The sequence below is a fragment of the Streptomyces sp. BJ20 genome (genome assembly GCF_022869105.1).
Lineage (GTDB): Bacteria > Actinomycetota > Actinomycetes > Streptomycetales > Streptomycetaceae > Streptomyces > Streptomyces griseoincarnatus.
In genome coordinates this window covers 4989916-5012203 of record NZ_CP094918.1, presented here as the reverse complement: position 1 = coordinate 5012203, position 22288 = coordinate 4989916, and the positions used below count along the sequence as shown (strand labels likewise).

The 22288-nt window shown below is 71.3% G+C and carries 21 protein-coding genes and 7 tRNA genes; 18 read left to right on the top strand and 10 right to left on the bottom strand.

All coding sequences use genetic code 11. The features are described from left to right. Positions 1-27: 27 nt before the first annotated feature. The 5 genes from MTR79_RS22630 to MTR79_RS22610 all read right to left on the bottom strand — a co-directional run bounded on the left by MTR79_RS22630 (position 28) and on the right by MTR79_RS22610 (position 511). Positions 28-99: transfer RNA gene (locus MTR79_RS22630), tRNA-Val, on the bottom strand. Between the two features lie 43 nt (positions 100-142). After that, positions 143-214 (bottom strand) — tRNA-Val (locus MTR79_RS22625). A 40-nt stretch (positions 215-254) separates the two neighbouring features. Beyond that, positions 255-326, bottom strand: a tRNA-Val gene (locus tag MTR79_RS22620). 1 nt (position 327) lies between these two features. Next, positions 328-401 (bottom strand) — tRNA-Cys (locus tag MTR79_RS22615). Between the two features lie 37 nt (positions 402-438). Continuing rightward, positions 439-511: transfer RNA gene (locus MTR79_RS22610), tRNA-Gly, on the bottom strand. 153 nt (positions 512-664) lie between these two features. Between MTR79_RS22610 and MTR79_RS22605 the strand changes: the two genes are divergently transcribed. From MTR79_RS22605 to MTR79_RS22595, 3 genes are read left to right on the top strand one after another with little or no spacing between them, the layout of a single operon-like run. After that, positions 665-1717 carry a chorismate-binding protein gene (locus MTR79_RS22605; protein WP_086704477.1) on the top strand — a complete coding sequence of 351 codons (1053 nt, stop codon included), beginning with the start codon at positions 665-667 and terminating at the stop codon, positions 1715-1717. Beyond that, positions 1714-2535 (top strand): aminodeoxychorismate lyase, encoded by an 822-nt coding sequence (locus MTR79_RS22600; RefSeq protein WP_244791868.1) that lies wholly within the window; start codon positions 1714-1716, stop codon positions 2533-2535. Before MTR79_RS22605 ends, MTR79_RS22600 begins: the two co-directional genes overlap by 4 nt. Before the next feature lie 52 nt (positions 2536-2587). Then, complete coding sequence (locus tag MTR79_RS22595; protein WP_244791867.1) at positions 2588-3412, top strand: GNAT family N-acetyltransferase; 825 nt, start codon at positions 2588-2590, stop codon at positions 3410-3412. A gap of 22 nt (positions 3413-3434) precedes the next feature. Here MTR79_RS22595 and MTR79_RS22590 read toward each other — a convergent pair whose 3' ends face one another. After that, positions 3435-3959: a DsbA family protein gene (locus MTR79_RS22590; protein WP_244791866.1), complete on the bottom strand. Its 525-nt coding sequence runs from the start codon at positions 3957-3959 to the stop codon at positions 3435-3437. A 226-nt stretch (positions 3960-4185) separates the two neighbouring features. Between MTR79_RS22590 and MTR79_RS22585 the strand changes: the two genes are divergently transcribed. Together MTR79_RS22585 and MTR79_RS22580 are read left to right on the top strand one after the other, a co-directional pair. Further along, positions 4186-4638, top strand: a complete 453-nt coding sequence (locus MTR79_RS22585) for a hypothetical protein (protein ID WP_086704764.1) — start codon at positions 4186-4188, stop codon at positions 4636-4638. Positions 4639-4787: 149 nt separating this feature from the next. Continuing rightward, on the top strand, positions 4788-4940 hold the full coding sequence (locus MTR79_RS22580; RefSeq protein ID WP_019523797.1) for a hypothetical protein: 153 nt from the start codon (positions 4788-4790) through the stop codon (positions 4938-4940). 81 nt (positions 4941-5021) lie between these two features. On the opposite strand, the gene MTR79_RS22575 is transcribed toward MTR79_RS22580, so the two are convergent. Together MTR79_RS22575 and MTR79_RS22570 are read right to left on the bottom strand one after the other, a co-directional pair. Beyond that, complete coding sequence (locus MTR79_RS22575; protein ID WP_048458214.1) at positions 5022-5582, bottom strand: CGNR zinc finger domain-containing protein; 561 nt, start codon at positions 5580-5582, stop codon at positions 5022-5024. 609 nt (positions 5583-6191) lie between these two features. After that, positions 6192-6605, bottom strand: coding sequence for an SsgA family sporulation/cell division regulator (locus MTR79_RS22570; RefSeq protein WP_004002642.1), 414 nt, complete (start codon positions 6603-6605; stop codon positions 6192-6194). A 191-nt stretch (positions 6606-6796) separates the two neighbouring features. Here MTR79_RS22570 and MTR79_RS22565 point away from each other — a divergent pair, with 191 nt between their 5' ends. From MTR79_RS22565 to MTR79_RS22525, 9 genes are all read left to right on the top strand, one after another. Continuing rightward, positions 6797-7255 (top strand): TIGR02611 family protein, encoded by a 459-nt coding sequence (locus tag MTR79_RS22565; RefSeq protein WP_086698814.1) that lies wholly within the window; start codon positions 6797-6799, stop codon positions 7253-7255. Positions 7256-7345: 90 nt separating this feature from the next. Then, positions 7346-7417 (top strand) — tRNA-Val (locus tag MTR79_RS22560). Between the two features lie 367 nt (positions 7418-7784). Further along, complete coding sequence (locus MTR79_RS22555) at positions 7785-9074, top strand: extracellular solute-binding protein (RefSeq protein ID WP_086698816.1); 1290 nt, start codon at positions 7785-7787, stop codon at positions 9072-9074. Then, on the top strand, positions 9074-10075 hold the full coding sequence (locus MTR79_RS22550; RefSeq protein WP_244791865.1) for a sugar ABC transporter permease: 1002 nt from the start codon (positions 9074-9076) through the stop codon (positions 10073-10075). The genes MTR79_RS22555 and MTR79_RS22550 overlap by 1 nt, the downstream gene beginning before the upstream one ends. Beyond that, a complete protein-coding gene (locus MTR79_RS22545; RefSeq protein ID WP_156698609.1) occupies positions 10072-10962 on the top strand; it encodes a carbohydrate ABC transporter permease in 891 nt (296 codons plus the stop codon). The genes MTR79_RS22550 and MTR79_RS22545 overlap by 4 nt, the downstream gene beginning before the upstream one ends. An 11-nt stretch (positions 10963-10973) precedes the next feature. Further along, positions 10974-11552 carry a hypothetical protein gene (locus MTR79_RS22540; RefSeq protein ID WP_244791864.1) on the top strand — a complete coding sequence of 193 codons (579 nt, stop codon included), beginning with the start codon at positions 10974-10976 and terminating at the stop codon, positions 11550-11552. 100 nt (positions 11553-11652) lie between these two features. Next, positions 11653-14373 carry a Tat pathway signal sequence domain protein gene (locus MTR79_RS22535; protein WP_244791863.1) on the top strand — a complete coding sequence of 907 codons (2721 nt, stop codon included), beginning with the start codon at positions 11653-11655 and terminating at the stop codon, positions 14371-14373. A 35-nt stretch (positions 14374-14408) separates the two neighbouring features. Then, a complete protein-coding gene (locus MTR79_RS22530) occupies positions 14409-14858 on the top strand; it encodes an SRPBCC family protein (protein WP_189365462.1) in 450 nt (149 codons plus the stop codon). A gap of 39 nt (positions 14859-14897) precedes the next feature. Then, positions 14898-14969: transfer RNA gene (locus tag MTR79_RS22525), tRNA-Val, on the top strand. A 142-nt stretch (positions 14970-15111) separates the two neighbouring features. Here MTR79_RS22525 and MTR79_RS22520 read toward each other — a convergent pair. Further along, positions 15112-15837: a 3'-5' exonuclease gene (locus MTR79_RS22520; RefSeq protein ID WP_244793275.1), complete on the bottom strand. Its 726-nt coding sequence runs from the start codon at positions 15835-15837 to the stop codon at positions 15112-15114. 168 nt (positions 15838-16005) lie between these two features. Between MTR79_RS22520 and MTR79_RS22515 the strand changes: the two genes are divergently transcribed. The 4 genes from MTR79_RS22515 (at position 16006) to MTR79_RS22500 (ending at position 20489) form a co-directional block, all read left to right on the top strand. Beyond that, complete coding sequence (locus MTR79_RS22515) at positions 16006-16572, top strand: DUF4365 domain-containing protein (protein WP_244791862.1); 567 nt, start codon at positions 16006-16008, stop codon at positions 16570-16572. Next, the gene (locus tag MTR79_RS22510; protein WP_086698823.1) at positions 16569-17792 is read left to right on the top strand and encodes a hypothetical protein; all 1224 of its coding nucleotides are present in this window, start codon (positions 16569-16571) and stop codon (positions 17790-17792) included. The genes MTR79_RS22515 and MTR79_RS22510 overlap by 4 nt, the downstream gene beginning before the upstream one ends. A 93-nt stretch (positions 17793-17885) precedes the next feature. Then, positions 17886-19862 (top strand): threonine--tRNA ligase, encoded by a 1977-nt coding sequence (gene thrS / locus MTR79_RS22505; protein ID WP_244791861.1) that lies wholly within the window; start codon positions 17886-17888, stop codon positions 19860-19862. A gap of 78 nt (positions 19863-19940) precedes the next feature. Further along, positions 19941-20489: an HIT domain-containing protein gene (locus MTR79_RS22500; RefSeq protein WP_086698826.1), complete on the top strand. Its 549-nt coding sequence runs from the start codon at positions 19941-19943 to the stop codon at positions 20487-20489. A 48-nt stretch (positions 20490-20537) separates the two neighbouring features. Here MTR79_RS22500 and MTR79_RS22495 read toward each other — a convergent pair whose 3' ends face one another. Next, entirely contained in the window at positions 20538-22193 is a 1656-nt protein-coding gene (locus MTR79_RS22495; RefSeq protein ID WP_244791860.1) for a hypothetical protein, read from the bottom strand. Positions 22194-22288: the final 95 nt, after the last annotated feature.

The following is a 22288-nucleotide window of genomic DNA, read 5'->3' as shown; positions in this document are numbered from 1 at the left end:
TCGCAGGACCGGGGGCTTCGAGCCGTGTGGACGATACTGGGATTGAACCAGTGACCTCTTCCGTGTCAGGGAAGCGCTCTCCCGCTGAGCTAATCGTCCTCGGGACCATGACCACTCCGCGAAGCGGATCATGGGCACTGCGTGCGCGATACTGGGATTGAACCAGTGACCTCTTCCGTGTCAGGGAAGCGCTCTCCCGCTGAGCTAATCGCGCGGGGTTCGGATCTTCGCAGATCCAGGATCCGGAGATCCAGTGGACGATACTGGGATTGAACCAGTGACCTCTTCCGTGTCAGGGAAGCGCTCTCCCGCTGAGCTAATCGTCCTTGGAGGTGGAGACGGGATTTGAACCCGTGTAGACGGCTTTGCAGGCCGTTGCCTCGCCTCTCGGCCACTCCACCAGGAGTGTAGGGGACCGGGAAGCCCCCTCTTCCTTCGAGCGGACGACGAGGCTCGAACTCGCGACCTCAACCTTGGCAAGGTTGCGCTCTACCAACTGAGCTACGTCCGCCTGTCGTTTCGGTCCGCTTCCGCGTCCCGGCGACGAAGTGAACTCTAGCGGATTCCGGGGCCAGCACAAAAACCCGTTTACGCAGCGTGCTGCGCTGCGCCTGCTCAGGGGCGTGGTCACGTCACCCGTGCGCCCCCGCCATAGACTCGAGGCGTGCTCGACCTGCCACCTCTCGCGCGCTTCGGTGACCGCGTCGCCACCGGCCTCGCCGACGTCACCGACGACCCGTCCGCCCTGGACTCCACGGGCTTCTGGGCCGTCGCCGCCGACTTCGAGGGGCGCCTGACCTGCGCCCGCTTCCGGGACGTACGCGCCGAGCCCGTCCCGCCCCCCGCCCCGGGCGCCTGGCGCGGACCGGCGGCCGACGACTGGACGTCCTCCCTCGACCGCGCCGCGTACACGGCCGGTGTCAGCCGCATCCGCGAGCACATAGCGGCAGGCGAGGTCTACCAGGCGAACCTCTGCCGCGTCCTGTCCGCGCCGGTGGCCCCGGACGCCGACGTGGACGCCCTCACCGCCCTGCTGGCCCGCGGCAACCCGGCACCCTACGCAGGAACGATTCGGCTGCCGCGGCACGGCGTGGAGATCGCCACCGCCTCGCCCGAGCTGTTCCTCCGCCGGGACGGCCGGGTCGTCGAGTCGGGCCCGATCAAGGGCACCGGCCGCACCGAGGCGGACCTGCTGGAGAAGGACTACGCCGAGAACGTCATGATCGTCGACCTGGTCCGCAACGACATCGGACAGGTCTGCGCCACCGGCACCGTCACCGTCCCCGACCTCTGCGCCGTCGAGAAGCACCCGGGCCTGGTCCACCTCGTCTCCACCGTCCGCGGCGAGCTGCGCGACGGCGAGGGATGGCCCGGGCTGCTGCGCGCCGCCTTCCCGCCCGGCTCCGTCACCGGGGCGCCCAAGTCCAGCGCGCTGCGGATCATCGACGCCCTGGAGACCGCTCCGCGCGGCCCCTACTGCGGCGGGATCGGCTGGGTCGACGCCGACCGCGGCACGGGCGTCCTCGCCGTCGGCATCCGGACCTTCTGGATCGACCGGGACGCGGGCGGTGCGGCCGTGCTGCGGTTCGGCACCGGCGCCGGCATCACCTGGGGTTCCGACCCCGAGGGGGAGTGGCGGGAGACCGAACTGAAGGCTTCCCGGCTGCTCGCGGTAGCGTCGGGGACGTACCAGGTGAGCGAAAGGATCCGGACGTGAAGATCTGGCTCGACGGCGCGCTGCGGGACTCCGAGTCCGCCCGCGTCTCCGTCTTCGACCACGGACTGACCGTGGGCGACGGCATCTTCGAGACCGTGAAGGCCGTGGCCGGCCGGCCGTTCGCCCTCACCCGGCATCTCGACCGGCTGACCCGCTCGGCCCGGGGCCTCGGCCTGCCCGACCCCGACCTCGACGAGGTCCGCCGCGCCTGTGCCGCCGTCCTCGAGGCCAACCCCGTGCCGCTCGGCCGGCTGCGCCTCACCTACACCGGCGGACACGGCCCGCTCGGCTCCGACCGGGGCGACAAGGGCCCGACCCTCGTCGTCGCCCTCGGCGAGACCGCCCGCCGCCCGGACACCACGGCCGTCGTCACCGTGCCCTGGACCCGCAACGAGCGCGGCGCGCTCACCGGCCTGAAGACCACCTCGTACGCCGAGAACGTCGTCGCCCTCGCCCGCGCGCACGAACACGGCGCCACCGAGGCGCTGTTCGGCAACACCGTAGGAGCGCTCTGCGAGGGCACCGGGTCGAACGTCTTCGTCGTCCTCGACGGTGAGATCCACACCCCGCCGCTCCACTCCGGCTGCCTCGCGGGCATCACCCGCCGGCTGGTCGCCGAGTGGGCCGGGGCCAAGGAGACCGACCTGCCGCTCGACGTCCTGCGCGAGGCCGACGAGATCTTCCTCACCTCCACCCTGCGTGACGTGCAGGCCGTGCACCGCGTCGACGACCGTGAACTGTCCGCCGCGCCCGGCCCGGTGACGGCCAAGGCCATGCGGATCTTCGACGAGCGGTCCGCGGCGGACATCGACCCGTGAGGGGCCGGAAAACCGGCTGAGGCCGGGGGCGCCGCGGGGTAGAACACCGGTGATGACCACCACCCTGCGGCCGACCGAGCCGCTCCAGCGGAACCCCGACGGGACGCGTTCGCGTCACTTCCACGTCTGCGTGAACAGCCGTCCCGTGGGGGAGGTGCGCCTCGGCACGGACCCGGTCTTCGGTGACGCCGTGGCCCGGATCGTCAGCCTGCGCATCGACGAACCCGACCGCCGGCGCGGCCGGGGCACGGTGGCCGCCCTCGCGGCGGAGGAGGTGGCCCGCGGCTGGGGCTGCCGCCGCATCGAGGTCACGGTCCCCGCCGAACCGGGCACCCCCCTCGCCCTCGCCACGGCGCTCGGCTACGTCGTGCGCAACCGGAACATGGAGAAGGCCCTCGGCGAGACCCCGCCCGCCCCGCGGGACGGCACCCGCGCACGGCCCATGACCGAGGACGAGTATGTCACCTGGCAGGCCGAGAGCTCCGCGGACTACGCGCGGGAGTGGGCGCGGCGCGGCGTGCCCGAGGCGGAGGCGCTGGCCAAGGCGGCAGCGGACCAGGCGGCGCTGCTGCCCGACGGCCTCGCCACGGAGGACATGGTCCTCAGCGTCCTCGAACACGAGGGCGCCGTCGTCGGCACCCTGTGGCTCGCCGTGCGGGGGGAGCGCGCGTACGTCTTCGACGTGGAGACCGTGCCCGCCCACCGGGGCCGGGGCCACGGGCGCAGCCTCATGCTGCTCGCCGAGGCCCAGGCCGCCGCCGCGGGCAACCGGACCATCGGCCTCAACGTGTTCGCGGGCAACACCCCGGCCGAGCGGCTCTACGACTCGCTCGGCTACACCACCACCCGGTACTCGCTGTACAAGCCGCTGGTGTAGCCGCCGGGGCGAAGGGGCGGGGTCAGGCGTCCTGCCCGGCCAGCAGCCGGTCCGTGATCTCCTCGATCCGCTCGCGCAGTCCCTCCTGGCTCTTGCCGCCGTCGAGCCGCTCCCCGCCGATGACGTACGTCGGCGTCCCGGTCACCCCGATCGCCTTGCCCTCGGCCTGGTCGGCGTCGACCACCAGGATGTGCCGTCCGTCGATCAGGGCGGTGTCGACCTCGTCGGCGTCGAGACCCAGCTCGCGGGCGACATCGACCAGGACCGCCTCGCCCCGGCGCTCCAGGTCCTCTACCCGGCCGAGCACGGCCTCCGCGTAGTCCCAGCCCCGGCCCTGCTCCCATGCCTCCTCGGCGGCCTGGGCCGCGGCGAAGGCGTGCTTGTGCTTCTCCAGCGGGAAGTGCCGCAGCCGGATCTCCAGCCGGTCGCCGTACCGGGCCCGCAGGGCGCGGAGGTCGTCCAGGGCGGTCCGGCAGTCGGAACACTGCAGCTCGCACCACACGTCGAGGACGGGGGCGGCGGGGCGGGCGGGGGAGGAGTCACTCATGGCCGACAGTCTTCCAGCCACGCCCCGGCGCCACCCAATCCGGCCCCTGATCGGCGCCCTCGGATCCTTCAGGTCTGCACCCACCGGCACCTGCGGAGGAGTCCGGACCCGGAGATGTCCCTGATGTCCGCCCCGGGCATGGCCGCTCGGGGTGCGGCGGGTGCAGGATGGAAGGGACGGAGTCGCACGCCGTCGTGACCGCACGCACGCTGCCCTGGAGGACCGGATGATTGCCGAGACCGTCTGCTCCGCCGTCGCCGCGGCAGGCCTGGGCATCGCGGTGGTCACGGCCTACCGCAAGCGCTACCTGACGGCGACCCGCATCGCCGCGTACGCGCTGGTGCCGCTCGGTCTGGTCATGACCGGCGTCGTCGAGTGGCTCGCGGACACCGCTTTCAGCCCGGTCGCCTGGGCGGGCTTCGGCGTGCTGGGCCTGTCCTGGCTGATGTTCGCCACGACCCGCACGGTGGAGCGCCGGCGCGGCGGCACCCGCAAGGAACGCAAGGCGGCAGCACGGGAGGCGTCCGCCCCCGCCGCCACGGCGCCCGGCGCCTCCGCGCCCGCCCTGGGACAGTCGTCCACCGGCGGGCAGAGCCCCGCGCCCCGGCAGAAGCCGGCCGCACAGGGGGACGACGACTTCAGCGACATCGAGGCCATCCTCAAGAAGCACGGCATCTGACCATCAGGGACCACATGCGTCACAGGGGGTCCCGGACCGCGCGGAAGTGATCACGCTCTGACCGGTAGACCGCGCTTTCCGCGTGCGCGGATGCTTTCCACGAGTGTTGATCGCGTCCGGCCCGTCCGATGCGTCATCATCGCGGCGAGATGCTGGACACGACACAGAGCGATGCCGCGCCGCAGCAGGACGAGCCGCGCGGATGCCTCTTCGCCCTATCCCAGCCACCGCTGATGATCTTCCTTGCGGTGATCGGGTGTCTGCTGCTCACGGCCGCCTTGCACGACCTGCTGTGGCTGTGATCCGTACCCGCGGTTCCCGGCGTCACCCGTCGGGACCGCGTCGGCGGCACCTCCCGTCACTCCCCGTGGCGGACGGGCGGATCAGCCCGCCGCCTCCTTGCGGCGCGCCCGGTAGGCGGCGACGTGCAGCCGGTTGCCGCAGGTGCGGCTGTCGCAGTAGCGGCGCGAGCGGTTGCGGGACAGGTCCACGAAGGCGTGCCGGCAGTCCGGGGCTTCGCAGCGGCGCAGACGCTCCTGCTCGCCGGCGACCACGAAGAAGGCCAGCGCCATCCCGCAGTCGGCGGCCAGGTGGTCGGCCACGGAGGCGCCGGGGGCGAAGTAGTGCACGTGCCAGTCGTAGCCGTCGTGGTCGGTGAGCCGGGGCGTGGTGCCGGCGGCCGCGATCAGCTCGTTGATCATCGTGGCGGCGCTGCGGGCGTCGGGAGCGGCGAACACCGCGGCGAACCGGGCGCGGATCTTGCGCACCGCGGCCAGGTCGAACTCGGTGAGCACCCCGACCTCGCTGACCTCGTGGTCGCGTACGAACGCCTCAAGGGCGGCGACGTCCGCCAGTCCGTCCGGAGTCGTGTCGTCCTCCGGTGCGGTGTTCACCAGATCCACCACGGTGTCCAGCGCGCACCGGGTGTCATGGGTGATCAGCACGATTCGCTCCCTGGCCTGGGGGTCGGGCGGGCGCCCGCCGATGCTGGCCGATGGTAGTGGCTCCACCCCACCCCGCACCTCCCCGCTCCGCACACGGCTTCGATTCCGACGCGGAAGGTACGACGCCCCGGAGGGGCGCGGGGAGCGGCGCGACCGGCCCCTGACGGCCCGCAGCCGCCGCCGAAGCCCGGCTTCCGGCCCACTGGGCGCCCAGGTGCGCATGCACACCCGAAGGGGCGCGGGGAGCGGCGCGACCGGCCCCTGACGGCCCGCGGCCGCCGCCGAAGCCCGGCTTCCGGCCCACTGGGCGCCCGGGTGGGCACGCACACCCGAAGGGGCGCGGGGAGCGGCGCGACCGGCCCCTGACGGCCCGCGGCCGCCGCCGAAGCCCGGCTTCCGGCCCACTGGGCGCCCAGGTGCGCATGCACACCCCAAGGGGCGCGCCGAACACCGGCCCACCCGCCCCCCAGGCGCGTCTGCCCACCCCCCACGCACACCGGCGCCGACCCACGGCAGAGAACCCGCGGCGTCGACGCCGATGCATCCAACTGATCCAGGCCCGCGCCGTCACCCCGAGTCGACGGCGCCGGGCGGCTTCGAGGCGGCGCGCTAGCTTTCCGCCAGGATGTGCGAGAGCTCCTGATCGAGATCGAAGTGCCGGTGCTCCGTGCCGGGCGGCACGGCGGCGTCTGTGCGCTTCAGGAAGGACTCCAGAGCCCGCGCCGGGGCCTCGAGCAGGGCCTCCCCCTCCGGAGAGCTCAGGGCGATGCACACGACGCCCTGACCATGACTGCGCGACGGCCAGACGCGGACGTCGCCGGTGCCCGTGGGGCGGTGAAGTCCCTCGGCGAGGAGGTCGCGGGCGAACACCCACTCGACGGTTTCCTCGGCTCCGGTGTGGAAGGTGGCGTGCACGGCGTAGGGGTCGGCCGTGTCGTACCGCAGGCCTGCGGGGACAGGCAGGGAGGACTCGCTCGACACAACGAGGCGCAGGTGCAGCTCGCAGCTGACCGTGGTGTTCATAAGCGCCAGGGCCTTTCGCTCAGTGTGCGCTCGGGGATTCGCACGTCGGCGAAATCGACATGCCACCTACGGTGCCGTTGTAAACCCCTCTGAGTGTTTTGCGTGGGATTACGTAACTCTTCCGGCCGAGAGATCGTTCACGCGCTGCGTCCATTCCGGTGATGTGTTTCGCTCCGGTAGTGTTGGGCCGCATGAACACGGGGAGTAACGAGGCCGGCGAGGTCGTGACCGCGGCCCACGGGGTGACGGTGGACGAGAGCGAGCGTCGGGACGAGCGGGGGCTCGGGTCGAGGGCGCCCGAGTTCGTGAAGGCACGGCGTGCGCTGCATCTGAGTTGGCAGGTGGGGGTCTTCGTCGTCGGTCTGGCCGTGGTGGTGGCCGGCGTGCTGATGCTGGTGCTGCCCGGCCCGGGATGGGTCGTGATCTTCGGCGGTATGGCGATCTGGGCGACCGAGTTCGTCTGGGCCCAGCTCGTGCTGCGCTGGACCAAGCGCAAGGTCACCGAGGCGGCCCAGCGGGCGCTCGACCCGCGGGTGCGCCGTCGCAACATCATCCTGACGTCGGTCGGCCTGGTGATCGTGGCCGCGCTGGCCGGCTTCTACCTGTGGAAGTTCGGTCTGCAGATGCCCTGGAAGATCAAGGACCAGTGACCCGGGCCGGGGGACGGGCGGCCTCCCGTCCCCCGTGGTCACCGTGGTCACGGGCACCCACTGACATGGGGTAATGTTCTTCCTGCGCCCGGGCGATTAGCTCAGTGGGAGAGCGCTTCGTTCACACCGAAGAGGTCACTGGTTCGAACCCAGTATCGCCCACCGGGATCAAGCGGCCCGGCTCACCAAGAGTGAGCCGGGCCGCTTCGTCGTTCCCGGGGCGGCCCGCCGGCGCCGCCCCCGCCCCGTTCCGCTTCGTCCGCGCGTCACCCAACCGTGACCTGCCGCGCGCCTCGCGGTTGCCGTCGCCGTTCCGTTCGGCCGGGTCGGCCGCGAGGCCAGGGACCTGCCGCTTTCCCTCCCGCCTCCGGTGAATGCCGGACGACTGCGCCGCCCGGCGCCGGCGAGGCCTCGCCGTCAATTCCTGTCCGAATCATTGACGCGCCCGTGGGCCCTCCGTACCTTGTGCCAGCAAGCGCTTACTTGAAACGATTCATGAGGCGGCCGGGTCCGTCGCGGGGAGGCTGGTATGCAGCAGGGCAAGGGTGTGGAGAGGCGGGCGGTCCTCAAAGCGGCGGGGGCCTCGCTCGCCGTCACGGGGCTCGGCGCGACGGCGACCGCGTGCGGCGGCGGAAGCGGTTCCGGGGACGGAACCGTGACGATCCGTTATGCGTGGTGGGGGGCCGAGGACCGGGCGCAGCGCATCAACAAGACCATCGATCTCTTCGAGAAGAAGTACCCGAAGATCAAGGTCAAGACCGACTTCCAGCCGTACACGGATTTCTGGAAGAAGTTCAACACGCAGGCCTCCGGCGGGAATCCTCCGGACGTCTTCCAGAATGCTGTCGGATTCCTCCGCAAATACGATGCGAAGAATGTGCTCCTGGACCTCCACGAGCAGGTGAAGGCCGGGCACCTCCGCATGGAGGGATTCCGGGCGGGCCTGGAGAAGTTCGGCGAGATCGACGGCAAACTCCTCGGCGTGCCCGTGGGGTCCAACTCGATGGCCCTCGTCATCGACAAGCCCGTCTACGCACGCGCCGGGATCAACCCCGAAATGGGCTGGACCTGGGACGACTTCGACGAGGCGATGGCCCGGGTGCGTGACCGCACGGGCCGCGCCGGCGACAGCGGCATGTACGGCGTCATGTACCTCTACGACCTGTACCTGCGTCAGAACGGCAAGGCGTTCTTCACCGAGGACGGTCTCGGTTTCACCGAGGGGGATCTGACCCGGTGGTGGACGAAGGCGGAGAAGGGCGTGAGGTCCGGCCTCTTCGCCGACCCCAAGAAGGTCGCCCAGATCAAGCCCAAGTCGGCGCTCTCCGCCGAACTCGCGGGCTCCGAGTTCACCTGGGACAACTTCACCGTCCGGTACACCTCCGAGGGCAGGAGCGAGTACGGTCTCGCGCCCATCCCCACCACGGACGGCAAGCGGACGGGACAGTACCTCGGCTCGCTGATGCTGAGCGCCTCCAAGCGCACCCAGCACCCCGTGGAGGTCGCGAAGTTCATCGACTTCATGGTGCACGACCCCGAGGTCGCGACGATCATGGGCTACGACCGGGGTGTCCCCGCCACTACGGCGCAGTACGAGGCGTACCGGCCCACCGACCCGGTGAACAAGGCGATCGCCGCCTACGAGGAGTCCCTCGTGAAGGCGGGCGTGCTGGAGCCCATCACCCCGCACCCGAACGGCGCCGACATCTGCGAGGCCGCGTTCCTGCGCATCGGCGAGGAGTTGGGGCTGGGCAAGCGGTCGGTGGGCGAGGCCGTCGAGCAGTTCTTCAACGAGTCGAAGACCGCCCTCAGCAGCTGATGGGAACCGCCGTGACACACGCCCCCGCGACGGAGGCCCGGGCGAAGGACCCCGAGCCGCGGCACGGTCCGGGCACACCCCCGCGCCCCGCCGACCTGAAGCGGCGGGGCCGCCGGGAGAACCTGGCCGGCTATCTCTTCATGTCCCCGTGGATCGCCGGGTTCCTGCTGCTGGCGGCGGGCCCGATGGCCGCCTCGCTCTACTTCGCGTTCACCGACTACAACCTGTTCGACGCCCCGCGCTGGATCGGACTGGACAACTTCTCCGAGATGCTCGGCGACCCGCGCTGGCGCCACTCGGTGCGGGTCACCCTCTGGTACGTCGCCGTCGGCACACCGGTCAAGCTGCTCGTGGCGCTCGGCGTGGCCCTGCTGCTCGCGCAGAAGCGGCGCGGGCAGGCCTTCTACCGGGCCGCCTTCTACGCGCCGTCGCTGATCGGGGCGAGCGTCTCCGTCGCCATCGTCTGGAAGGCCATCTTCTCGGACGACGCGATCGTCGACCGGACGCAGAAGGTCTTCGGCATCGACGCCGGCGGCTGGACCGGCGACCCGGACCTCATCATCTACAGCCTGGTCGCCCTGACCGTCTGGCAGTTCGGCGCGCCCATGGTCATCTTCCTGGCCGGGCTGAAGCAGGTGCCGCGGGAGCTGTACGAGGCGGCCGACGTCGACGGGGCCGGCAAGCTGCGGCAGTTCTGGAAGATCACCCTGCCGATGATCTCGCCGGTGCTGTTCTTCAACGTCCTGCTGGAGACGATCCACTCGTTCCAGATCTTCAGCTCCGCCTACATCGTCGGCGGCGGCGCGGGCGGCAACGCCTGCGGTCCGGCGGACGGCTCCATGGTCTACACCTGCTACCTGTACGTCCAGGGCTTCGAGAACAGCCGGATGGGCCTGGCCTCCGCCATGGCGTGGATGCTGCTGGTCGCGGTCGCCCTGGTCACGGCGGTGCTGTTCTGGTCCCAGAAGCGCTGGGTGCACTACGAGGAGGGCGGCCGATGACCGCACAGGCCGGCGACATCACCCGCACCCCGTCGGCGAAGGGCGCCCTGCGACGCCGGCTGCCCGGCTCGCTCGCCTGGCACATCGGGGCGCTGGCGCTCCTCGCGGTGATCCTCTACCCGGTGGTGTGGGTCGTCGGCGGGTCGTTCAAGGCGAGTGAGGACATCGTCGGCAGCCTGGACCTCTTCCCGGCCGACCCGATCGTGTCCAACTACACCGGCCTCGCCGACGGCATCGCCGACATCTCCGTCTCCACCTTCTTCTTCAACTCGCTGTTCCTCGCGGTGGGTTCGGTGATCGGCATCCTGATCTCCTGCTCGCTCACCGCGTACGCCTTCGCCAAGATCCGGTTCGCGGGCCGCAATCTGCTCTTCACGCTGATGATCGGCACACTGCTGCTGCCGTACCACGTGCTGCTGATCCCGCAGTACGTGCTGTTCCGCAACCTGGACATGATCAACACGTACACCCCGCTGCTCCTGGGGAAGTACCTGGCCACGGAGGCGTTCTTCGTCTTCCTGATGGTGCAGTTCATGCGGAATCTTCCCCGGGAGCTGGACGAGGCGGCCCGGCTCGACGGCTGCGGGCATCTACGCATCTACTGGTCGATCGTGCTGCCGCTGTGCCGGCCCGCGCTGATCACCAGCGCCATCTTCACCTTCATCAACTCCTGGAACGACTTCATGGGCCCGCTGATCTACCTCAACGAGCCGGGCAAGTACACGGTCTCCCTCGGGCTGAAGATGTTCGTCGACCAGGAGGGACTCGCCAACTACGGCGGCATGATCGCCATGTCGCTGGTCGCGCTGCTGCCCGTGCTGGCCTTCTTCCTCGCCTTCCAGCGCTATCTCATCGACGGCATGGCGACCTCCGGGCTGAAGGGCTGAGTGAGCTGACGATGTCCCTGGCACGCACCGATTCGAGGGCCTGGGGAAGGTTCGCGCTCTTCGCCGAGTGCCTGCTGACCGGCGTGTGGATCGCGCTGGCCGCGCTCCCGCTGGTCACCTACCCCGCCGCGCTGGCGGCGGGGACCCGGCACCTGCGCCGCCATCTGGTCCACGAGCCAGGGGGATGGAGGGAGTTCACGGCCGACTTCAAGGCCGCGGTGCGCGGCGGCTGGCTCGTCGGGCTCGCCGGATGGGCGGCCGTGGCTGTGGTGTGGACCGACCTGCGCGCCGTACGGGCCGGACTGCCGGGCGGTCCGCTGGTCGGGGCCGTCGGGGTGCTGGCTCTCGTCGGAGCCGCGGCCGCGCTGCTGCGGGCGGCGGCACTGTGGCGGCCCGGCGTGTCCTGGCGGCCGCTGATGGCGCGGGCCGGGCGGCACACCGTGCGCGACCCCGCCGGGTCCTTCCTGCTCGTCGGCGGACTGGCCGTCACGGTCTGCTCCGCCTGGTTCAGCACGCCCCTCGCGGTCCCCGTGCTGGGGACCGTCGCGGCGGCCGCCGTCGCCGTGGAGGAGCGTCACCGGCACCGCTGACGGGCGGTGCCCCGACGGGGTGGGCGCTCAGGCGCCGCACCTCCGCCTGTCATGTCCCTGACATAGAACGTGCACCTCGCAGCCACGGAAAGGACGGGCCATGTCCCCCATCCCGCGCAGAACCCTCATCAAGGCGGCCGCCGTCGCCGGAGCCGCCACCCAGGCCGGCCGGCCCCTCGGCGAGAGGGAAGCCGCCGCGCCGGCCGGCGCCGACCCGGTGACCCTGGACTGGCTGGAGGAGGGCGGCCTGGGCGCCGCCCCCGGCTCCACCGTCGGCGTCCCCTGGCCTCGCGGCGCCCACCCGCAGGACCGGACCTTCGCGGTGACCGACGCCGACGGCGACGACGTCCCCGTGCAGACCTGGCCGCTCGCCTACTGGCCCGACGGCTCGCTCAAGTGGACCGCGCACGCCGTCAGTTCCGGCACCGGCCGGCTCACCCTGAAGACAGGCACGCCCGCGGCGCCCGGCAAGAAGGTCACCGTCACCCGGCGCGGCGCCACCGTCACCGTGTCCACCGGCGTCATCACCGCCCGGATCGCCACCACCGGCGACACCCTCGTCCGCTCGGTCACCCGCGGCTCCACCGAGATCGCCCGCGACGGACGCCTCGTCGTGCTGCGCCAGCCCGAGATCGAGGACGGCGACCGCGCCACCGTCCGCACCGAGCGGTTCGACGGCACCGTCTCCGGCGTCACCGTCGAGCAGGACGGCCCCGTCCGCGCGGTCGTCCGCGTCGACGGCACCCACCGCAAGGGCCGCGACACCCTGCTGCCCTTCTCCGTGCGCCTCTACTTCTACGCGGGCGCCGAGTCCTTCCGCATGGTGCACACCATCACCTACGACGGCAAACAGGAACCCGGCCGCGACAGGGGCGACTTCCTGCGCGGCATCGGCGTCCGCTTCTCCGTCCCGCTGCGCGACGCGACGTACGACCGGCACATCCGGCTCGGCGGCGAGGGCGACGGGATGCTCCGGGAGGCCGTCAAGGGCATCACCGGGCTGCGCCGCGACCCCGGCATCGCCGTGCAGCAGGCCCAGTTCGAGGGCCGCAAGCTGCCCGACCCGACCACCTGGGACCAGCGCGTCACCAGCCGTCTGCAGTACATCCCCGAATGGGGCGACCACACGCTCTCCCAGCTCTCCGCCGACGGCTTCACCGTCCGCAAGCGCACCAAGAGGGGCCACGGCTGGATCGGCGCCGGCGGCGGACGACGCGCCTCCGGCTTCGGCTACGTCGGCGGCGTCAGCGGCGGCCTCTCCTTCGGGCTGCGCGACTTCTGGGAGAAGCACCCCGCCCAGCTCGACGTCCGCGACGCCCACACCGACACCGCCGAGGTCACCCTGTGGCTCTGGTCGCCCGAGGCCCAGCCCATGGACCTGCGCTTCTACCACGACGGCATGGGCCAGGACACCTTCCCCGAACAGCTCGAGGGCCTCGACATCACCTACGAGGACCACGAGCCGGGCTTCGGCACCCCCTACGGCATCGCCCGCACCTCCGAGCTGCTGTTCTGGGCCGAGGCCGCCACCCCTGACGCCGACCGGCTCGCCGCCCGCGCCCGCGCCGTACGCGTGCTGCCGCAGCTCGCCGCGCCGCCTTCGCAGCTGATCACCGCCGGCGTCTTCGGCAAGGGCCTGTTCGCCGAGCCCGACCGCTCCACCCCCGCCAAGGCGAAGATCGAGGACCACCTCGACTTCCTCTTCACCTACTACAAGGACCAGGTGGAGCAGCGCCGCTGGTACGGCTTCTGGGACTACGGCGACATCATGCACACCTACGACACCGTCCGGCACCAGTGGCGCTACGACGTCGGCGGCTACGCCTGGGACAACAGCGAACTCTCGCCCGACCTGTGGCTCTGGTACGCCTACCTGCGCTCCGGGCGCGCCGACATCTTCCGCTTCGCCGAGGCCATGACCCGCCACACCGGTGAGGTCGACGTCTACCACCTCGGCGCATGGGCCGGACTCGGCACCCGCCACGGTGTGCAGCACTACGCCGACAGCGCCAAGCAGCAGCGCATCGCCAACACCACCTACCGGCGTTTCCACTACTTCCTCACCGCCGACGAACGCACCGGCGACCTCATGCACGCCAACGTCGACTCCGACGAGACCTTCCTCGCCCTCGACCCGCTGCGCAAGATCCGCACCGAGCCGTACACCCCCGACCCGGGCGCCCTGTCCATCGGCTTCGGCACCGACTGGAGCGGTCTGGTCTCCGCCTGGCTCACCGAGTGGGAACGCAAGGGCCCCAAGTGGCAGAAGGCCCGGGCGCGCGTGCTCTCCACCATGGAGACCATCGCCGCCCAGCCCAACGGCTTCGTCCAGGGCAGCGGCCTGTACGACCTCGCCACCGGCCGGTTCGCCGTCGCCGGCACACCGAAGGTGGAGGTCTCCCACCTGTCCGCCGTCTTCGGCCTGAACGAACTGTGCGCCGAACTCGTCGACCTCGTCGACATGCCCGAGTTCGAGGAGGCGTACCTCGACTACTGCCGCTACTTCAACGCCACCAAGGCCGAGCAGACCGCCCGCTACGGCACCCACTTCGGCAGCCTGATCCTCTTCCAGGGCCACTCCCGCCTCGACGCCTACGCCGCCGTACGCACCGGCGACGAGGAGCTGGCGAAGCGGGCGTGGGCCAAGTTCTACGACTCCGACGGCTACAAGGAGTCCGCGCCCTGGGAGACCGAGAAGGTGAGCGGCCCCACCGCCCTGGTCGCCGGCAGCGAAGCCCCCTGGATCTCGACCAACGACACCGCCCTCTACGGACTCGCCGCCATCGAGAACCTCGCTCTCCTGGGGGACCGCATGCCGTGACGCACGAGGAGGGCGCGGGCGGGCACACTCCGTACATGGACCGGAACCATTACCGCTTCCGCACCGTGTGGACGCTGTCCGCGCCCGCCGCCACCGTGTACGGCGTGCTGGAGCGGATCGAGGAGTACCCCCGGTGGTGGCCGCAGGTGCGCGAGGTCGCCCGTCTCGACGACGCCACCGGCATCGTCACGATCCGCTCCGTCCTCCCGTACGACCTGACCTTCACCCTGCGGGAGGGGCGGCGGGACCGGGAGGACGGCGTGCTGGAGGCCGGGCTGTCCGGGGACATCGACGGCTGGGCGCGCTGGACCCTCACCGACCTGGGCGCCCACGGCTGCCTCGCCCACTACGAGCAGGAGGTCGACGTGCGGGCACGGCTGCTGCGGCTGCTCGCCGTACCCGGCAGGCCCCTCTTCCGCGCCAACCACGCGCTGATGCTGCGGGCCGGGCGGCGCGGACTGGCGGCGCACCTGCAAGCAGTTTGAACGAAGCGTCCCGACCCCTGTATTGTTCGGTGCGTTCCCGGGCGATTAGCTCAGTGGGAGAGCGCTTCGTTCACACCGAAGAGGTCACTGGTTCGAACCCAGTATCGCCCACGCTCGCGAGAGCGACGTGTGTCCGCCGGAAAGGCGGACCACGTCGCTCTCTTTGTGTGCTGCGCGGCTTCGCCGCGCGTGGTGGGGGCTCCGCCACCCACACCCCCGGTTCACGACGTCCTCGTGGGCCGGCGAGGTGAGGTCACGCCGCCGCCGGCAGGTCCGGGCGCAGCGGCCAGGCCGGGTCGACGATCTCCTCGGTGCCCGTGCGCGCGAACCACGCCTGCAGGCCCCGCGCCTGCGCCGCGTGCCACACCGCCTGCAACGTGTGCAGCTCGCCGGGGGACAGCCGCTCCAGCCGGGCCGCGAACCGGCGGCCCACCGCCCGCGTGACCTCAAGCGCGGCCACCGCGTCCGCCGCCGCGTCGTGCGCCTCCTCCAGCTCCACCTCGTACTGCGCGCACAGGTCGGCCAGCGTCCGGCGGCCCTTGCGGTAGCGGTCCAGATGCTTGTCCAGCACCCGCGGGTCCAGCACCAGCAGCGGCGACCGCTCGAACCAGCGGCTCAGCGAGGACGCCCGATGCCGGCGCAACTCGCGGTCCAGCAAGGTCAGATCGAACGGCGCGTTCATCACCACCACCGGCCGGCCCACCGCCGCCTGCTCCGCCAGCGCCTGCGCCACCTCGTACATCACCGGCGCCGGCCAGCGGCCGTTGCGCTGCAGATGCTCCTGCGTCAGCCCGTGCACCTCGGTCGCCGCGGCCGGCACCGGCACGCCCGGATTCACCAGCCAGCGGGTCACCCGCGGCCGGCTACCCGGCGCGTCCTGGACGACGAGCGCGGCCGACACGATCCGGTCGGTCTCGACGTCCACACCCGTGGTCTCCGTGTCGAAGGCGGCCAGCGGCCCCTCGTACCAGCACGTCATACCCACCAACCCTTCGCTCACCGCCAGCAGTTGACGTTCCGTCCACTGCTCGCAGCGGTGATACCCGCCCTGTTTGCGCACTACGCGGGGAGGAGACAACAGGAGTACGGGTCTTTGCAGTTCAGCGACCCGCGCATGGGATTCGACTGTTCTGGAAGGCTGTTGGTCATGGCCATCGCGCAGCCCGAACGGGGCGGGCTGCTGCCGGAGCGCACACCGGCCGCTCGCGGCACCCTCGCCACCACCGCCTGCATGGAGACCCTGCAGGTCGGCTACCTCCACGCCGTCGCCGCGGCGGCGGGCTGCTCGCTGTCCCAGCCCTTCCCGGACAACGGCATCGACTGGCACGTCAGCCACAGCTCGCCCGGACACCTCGTCGACGACGAGGTCACCGTCAAGGTGCAGCTCAAGGCCACGTCACAGATCGCCCCGCACCCCCGGGGACGCTCCTTCTCCTTCACCCTGGACAACGCCCACCTGGAGAAGCTCGCCCACACCCCGGTCTCCGTGCACAAGATCCTGGTCGTGATGATCCTGCCCCGCTCCCAGGACGACTGGCTGCGCGCCGGACACGACCGGCTCGACCTGCGCCACTGCTGCTACTGGGTCAACCTCGCCGGACACCCCGTCACCGGCCGCCGCCGCACCACCGTACGGATCCCCACCTCACGCATCTTCGACGACCGGGCGCTGTGCGAGATCATGACGCGGGTCGGCAGGGGAGGCAGACCGTGACCCACCGCCCCACCGGGGAGCCCGCCCGGCCCGTACGCCCGCACCCCGCCGACCCCTTCACCGACATGCGGCAGCCCGAGGTGCCCGGCGCCGACCCCGCCGTGCTCACCGCCCTGCTGCGCCGGCACGGCTGGCAGCGGCGCGGCGGCGCCCCCGGACGCTTCGGCCGCTGGGCCCCGCCCGGCCCGGGCACCGGCACCAGCCTGCTCGTCCCGGTCGGCCGGACCTTCCCGGACAGCGAGGACCTGCTCGCCGAGGCCCTGGACGCGCTGTCCCGCAGCGGCACGCCCTCCGCCCGCGAGATCCTGCTCGCCCTCGCCGTGCCCAGCGACGAGATCCGCTGGACCCGCGACCTGCCCGCCGGGCCCGGCGGCGCCGTCCCCTGGACCGCGGAGGAACAGCTGAGAACCGCCGCCCGCCGCACCCTCCTCGCCGCCGCGCTCGCCACCCGCGCCCGCGCCGGCTACCACGGCGCCCGCCACCGCCGTCCGGCCGCCGCCGCGCTGGACGGCGTGCTGGTGGGGCCCGCGCCGGACGGCCGGGGCCTCACCGCCTTCGTGCCCGCCGCCACCGGCCGCCCGCTCGCCGTGTGCCTGTTCCACGCCCTGCACGCCGCCCGCGAGGCCGTCGACCACAGTCGGGCCACCGGCTCCATGGACGCCTTCGCCACCGCCGTCGGCGCGGGCGTCAGCCACGAGCTCACCGAGGCTCTCGTCGCCCTGGTGCGGGGGGCCGAGGGCGCCCGCGTCGGCGTGGACTGGGCGCCGGCGGCCGGGGTGCCCGACGGGTGCGCGGCCACGGGGCCCCTGGAGTTCTCGCCCGGCGACCTGCCGGTGCTCCTCGAGGCCGGACGCCTCTACCGGCGCGCGGAGCCCTCCGTCACCGTCACGGTCACCGGGGCGGTCGTGCGGATGTACCGGGCACAGGCCGGGGGCGACGGCCTGGTGCGGCTGCGCGTGCTCGCGGGCGCCGACGCAGGGCACCTCCGGGTCACGCTCGGCGAGGAGGACTACCGGATCGCCGGTCACGCCCACCTCATGGGACTGCCGGTGCGGATGCGCGGGCGGCTGGCCGGACGCAGCGGGTTCCGTCGTCTCACCGAGGTCCGCGAGGTCGCGCCGGTCCAGGTCGACGAGGCCGAACGCGACCGGCTGCTCAAGGTGCTCCAGGAGAGCGCGGACGACTTCGGCGAGGCCTTCGGCCCGGCCCGCGACGGCTGATTTCGCCTGCACCGGTCCCGGGTCGGTACGATCGCACCCATGCGTGCGCTCCGGTATGGCGCCGCGACCACAGCCTTCAGTCAGGAGAGACCGGTGTCAGACGTCCGTGTGATCATCCAACGCGATTCCGAGCGGGAAGAACGCGTGGTGACGACGGGCACTACGGCCGCCGAGCTCTTCGCCGGCGAGCGCTCGGTCATCGCCGCGCGCGTGGCCGGCGAGCTCAAGGACCTCTCGTACCAGGTCCAGGACGGCGAGACCGTCGAGGGCGTCGAGATCTCCTCCGAGGACGGCCTGAACATCCTGCGCCACTCCACCGCGCACGTGATGGCCCAGGCCGTGCAGGAACTGTTTCCCGAGGCCAAGCTGGGCATCGGTCCCCCGGTCAGGGACGGCTTCTACTACGACTTCGACGTGGAGAAGCCCTTCACGCCCGAGGATCTCAAGGCCATCGAGAAGAAGATGCAGGAGATCCAGAAGCGTGGCCAGCGCTTCTCCCGCCGCGTGGTGACCGACGAGGCCGCCCGCGAGGAGCTCGCCGACGAGCCGTACAAGCTGGAGCTGATCGGCCTCAAGGGCTCCGCCTCGCACGACGACGGCGCGGACGTCGAGGTCGGCGCCGGTGAGCTGACGATCTACGACAACATCGACGCCAAGACCGGCGAGCTGTGCTGGAAGGACCTCTGCCGCGGTCCCCACCTGCCCACCACCCGGAACATCCCGGCGTTCAAGCTGATGCGCAACGCGGCCGCCTACTGGCGCGGCAGCGAGAAGAACCCGATGCTCCAGCGCATCTACGGCACCGCCTGGCCCTCCAAGGAGGAGCTGAAGGCGCACCTGGAGTTCCTCGCCGAGGCCGAGAAGCGCGATCACCGCAAGCTCGGCAGCGAGCTCGACCTCTTCTCCATCCCGGAGCAGATCGGCTCCGGCCTCGCCGTCTTCCACCCCAAGGGCGGCGTCATCCGCCGGGTCATGGAGGACTACTCGCGCCGCCGGCACGAGGAGGAGGGCTACGAGTTCGTCTACACCCCGCACGCCACCAAGGGGAAGCTCTTCGAGACCTCGGGCCACCTGGACTGGTACGCAGACGGCATGTACCCGCCCATGCAGCTCGACGAGGGCGTGGACTACTACCTCAAGCCCATGAACTGCCCGATGCACAACCTGATCTTCGACGCGCGCGGCCGCTCCTACCGCGAACTGCCGCTGCGCCTCTTCGAGTTCGGGACGGTGTACCGGTACGAGAAGTCGGGCGTCGTGCACGGCCTGACCCGCGCGCGCGGCTTCACCCAGGACGACGCGCACATCTACTGCACCCGCGAGCAGATGTCCGAGGAGCTCGACAAGACCCTCACCTTCGTCCTGAACCTGCTCCGCGACTACGGCCTCACGGACTTCTACCTGGAGCTCTCCACCAAGGACCCGGAGAAGTTCGTCGGCTCGGACGAGGCGTGGGAGGAGGCGACCGAGACGCTGCGCCAGGTCGCCGAGAAGCAGGGACTGCCGCTGGTCCCGGACCCGGGCGGCGCCGCCTTCTACGGGCCGAAGATCTCCGTGCAGACGAAGGACGCCATCGGCCGCACCTGGCAGATGTCGACCATCCAGCTCGACTTCAACCTGCCCGAGCGCTTCGACCTGGAGTACACGGCCGCGGACGGCACCAAGACCCGCCCGGTCATGATCCACCGCGCGCTGTTCGGCTCCATCGAGCGGTTCTTCGCGGTGCTCCTGGAGCACTACGCGGGCGCGTTCCCGGCGTGGCTCGCCCCGGTCCAGGCGATCGGCATCCCGATCGGCGACGCCCACGTCGACCACCTGGAGAAGTTCGCGGACGCGGCCCGCAAGCAGGGTCTGCGCGTCGAGGTGGACTCCTCCACCGACCGGATGCAGAAGAAGATCCGCAACGCCCAGAAGCAGAAGGTGCCCTTCATGGTCATCGCGGGCGACGAGGACATGGCGAACGGCGCGGTGTCCTTCCGCTACCGCGACGGCTCGCAGGAGAACGGCATCCCCGTCGACGAGGCCATCGGCAAGATCGCGAAGGTCGTCGAGGAGCGGGCGCAGGTCTGACCCGTGCACGCGAAAGCCCCCGGGAGCGGTCCCGGGGGCTTTCGCCGCGGTCCCGCGGTCACGCCATATGCTGCACGCATGACGAGTGAGCCGGAGCAGCAGTTGGGAGTGGGGACGCAGGACGCGTTCCAGCGTCTGTGGACGCCCCACCGGATGGCCTACATCCAGGGCGAGAACAAGCCGAGCGGCCCCGGCGCCGGTGACGGCTGCCCCTTCTGTTCCCTCCCGGACCGGTCCGACGAGGACGGGCTGATCCTGCGCCGCGGCCAACTGGTGTACGCGGTGCTCAACCTGTACCCGTACACCGGCGGCCATCTGATGACCGTGCCGTACCGGCACGTGGCCGACTACACCGAGCTCACGGCCGAGGAGACGGCGGAGCTCGCCGCGCTCACCCAGCAGGCGATGGCGGCGCTGCGTACGGCGTCGGGCGCGCACGGCTTCAACATCGGCATGAACCAGGGCACGGTCGCGGGCGCGGGCATCGCCGCCCACCTGCACCAGCACGTCGTCCCGCGCTGGGGCGGCGACACCAACTTCATGCCGGTCATCGGCCACACCAAGGTGCTGCCTCAGCTGCTGGCCGACACCCGCAAGATGCTCGCGGAGGCCTGGCCCGCGGCCTGAGCCTCACCGGGGGAGGCGGGGTCCGCGGTCGCGCACCCCGCCCGCCGTCTACGCGTCGTACAGGTCGGCCTTGCTCGGCGTCGCCTCCTGCACCGCCGTGGACAGGGACGACGAGCGGGAACCGAACTTCGTGGTGTCCACGCCGTTCTCCTCCAGCACCTTGATCGCCGCCGAGTGGACGACGCGCAGCACCGGTGTCGCCGCCCGCAGCGCGTCGTCGGCCATGAAGCGGTGGCGCCACGGCTTGTCCGCCCAGGCGTGCCGCAGCCCGAACGGCTCGGGCAGGGTCAGCTTGCCCCCGAGCCAGTACAGCAGCGGCGGGTACGTGGTCAGCGGTGCGCGGGCGGCCAGCCGTACCACCTCGTCCGAGTCGACCAGCGGGAGCTTGACCTTCCGGGTCTCCCAGAACTTGACCGACTTCTGGACCTCCTTCTCCTTCGCCGCCGGCTTGGTGGTGAAGAGGGAGTGCACCGGACCCAGGGCGTGCCCGGTGACCTCGATGCGCAGTGTCTCGTGCAGCACGGTCACGGTGATCAGCATCGTGATCACCAGCTGGCCGTCCCACAGGGTCCACTGCACGCCCAGGTAGTGCCGGTCGCCCGCGCCGAACTGCTGCTTGTTGCAGATCTCCTGCACGGCGTGCTGCTTCACCTGGTACGCCTCGACGTCGGTGCCCTCGGGCCGGGTGACTGCCGTGGCGTTCTCCCCGATGGGGGTGACGATCCAGTGGCGTATCGACGGCTTGGGGAAGCCGCCCGTGTTCAGCGGGCCGCGCTCCAGCATGCGCAGCCGGTCGTGGATGGCCTTGATGACGTCCCAGCTGCGGAACGGGTGGATCTCGCGGTCGGGGTCGGCCGGCGCCAGGTCCTCGGCGAGCTGCCAGCTGCCCCAGCGGGTTCCCATCCCGAGTATGCCCTTGGGACCGGCGTAGAAGACGGAGTTGGACTGCTGCTCGGCGCTCAGCCGGGCGAGCGACTGGCGCAGCTGCTCGGCCGCCGTCTCGCCGGGGCTGCTCGGCACCGCCTCGGGCACCTTGGCGCCGATGCTGCTGCCCGACAGCAGGCTGTCCCAGCGTCCCCGCAGGTCACGGGCGGTGCGCTCGCAGATCTGCTTGGCCCAGAACCAGCCCAGCACCGGGGCCACGACCGACGCGCGCGCGTACCAGGCCCAGAACCCGGTGAACGGCATGCGCAGCAGGAACAGCACGGCCAGGGCGCCGACGCCGACCAGCAGGGCGGTGGCGAGCGCGCCGGCCCGCTTGTCGTCGCGCTTCGCCATCGTCGTGCGGATCTGGAACACCAGCAGCCACACGAGCAGGCCGGGCAGGAACAGCAGCCCGCACAGCACCATCACCGCGGTCAGCCAGTTGTCGCGCTCGCGGCGGATGCGGTGGGCCGCCAGCGCGTGCTCCACCACGACCTGGGGCTGGGTGCCGAAGGACTGGATGAGCGGGGCGCGGCCGGAGCCCAGCATCCGGTCGATGACGGCCCGGGAGAACGCCTCGCCCAGATTGGGCCGGAACAGCTTGATCCGCGGCTTGCCGACCTCCGACTTGTGCCACTCGCTGTTGGCCTTGAGTATCTCGTCGGCCTCGTTGTCCCGGTAGGCCGCCGAGGCCAGCGCGAACGTGGGTGTCTGGCCCTCGTCGCCCGTGCGCGGCACCTGCGGACCGAAAAAATCCGCGTAACCGCTCTCAACGGTCATTCCCGCCCCCGATCGCCGCGACTGTCGTCTTGCGGCCTTCCCGACTTCCGTGCTGCGCACACCTGTTGATCAGGTGTTCAGCGTATAGGCAGCCA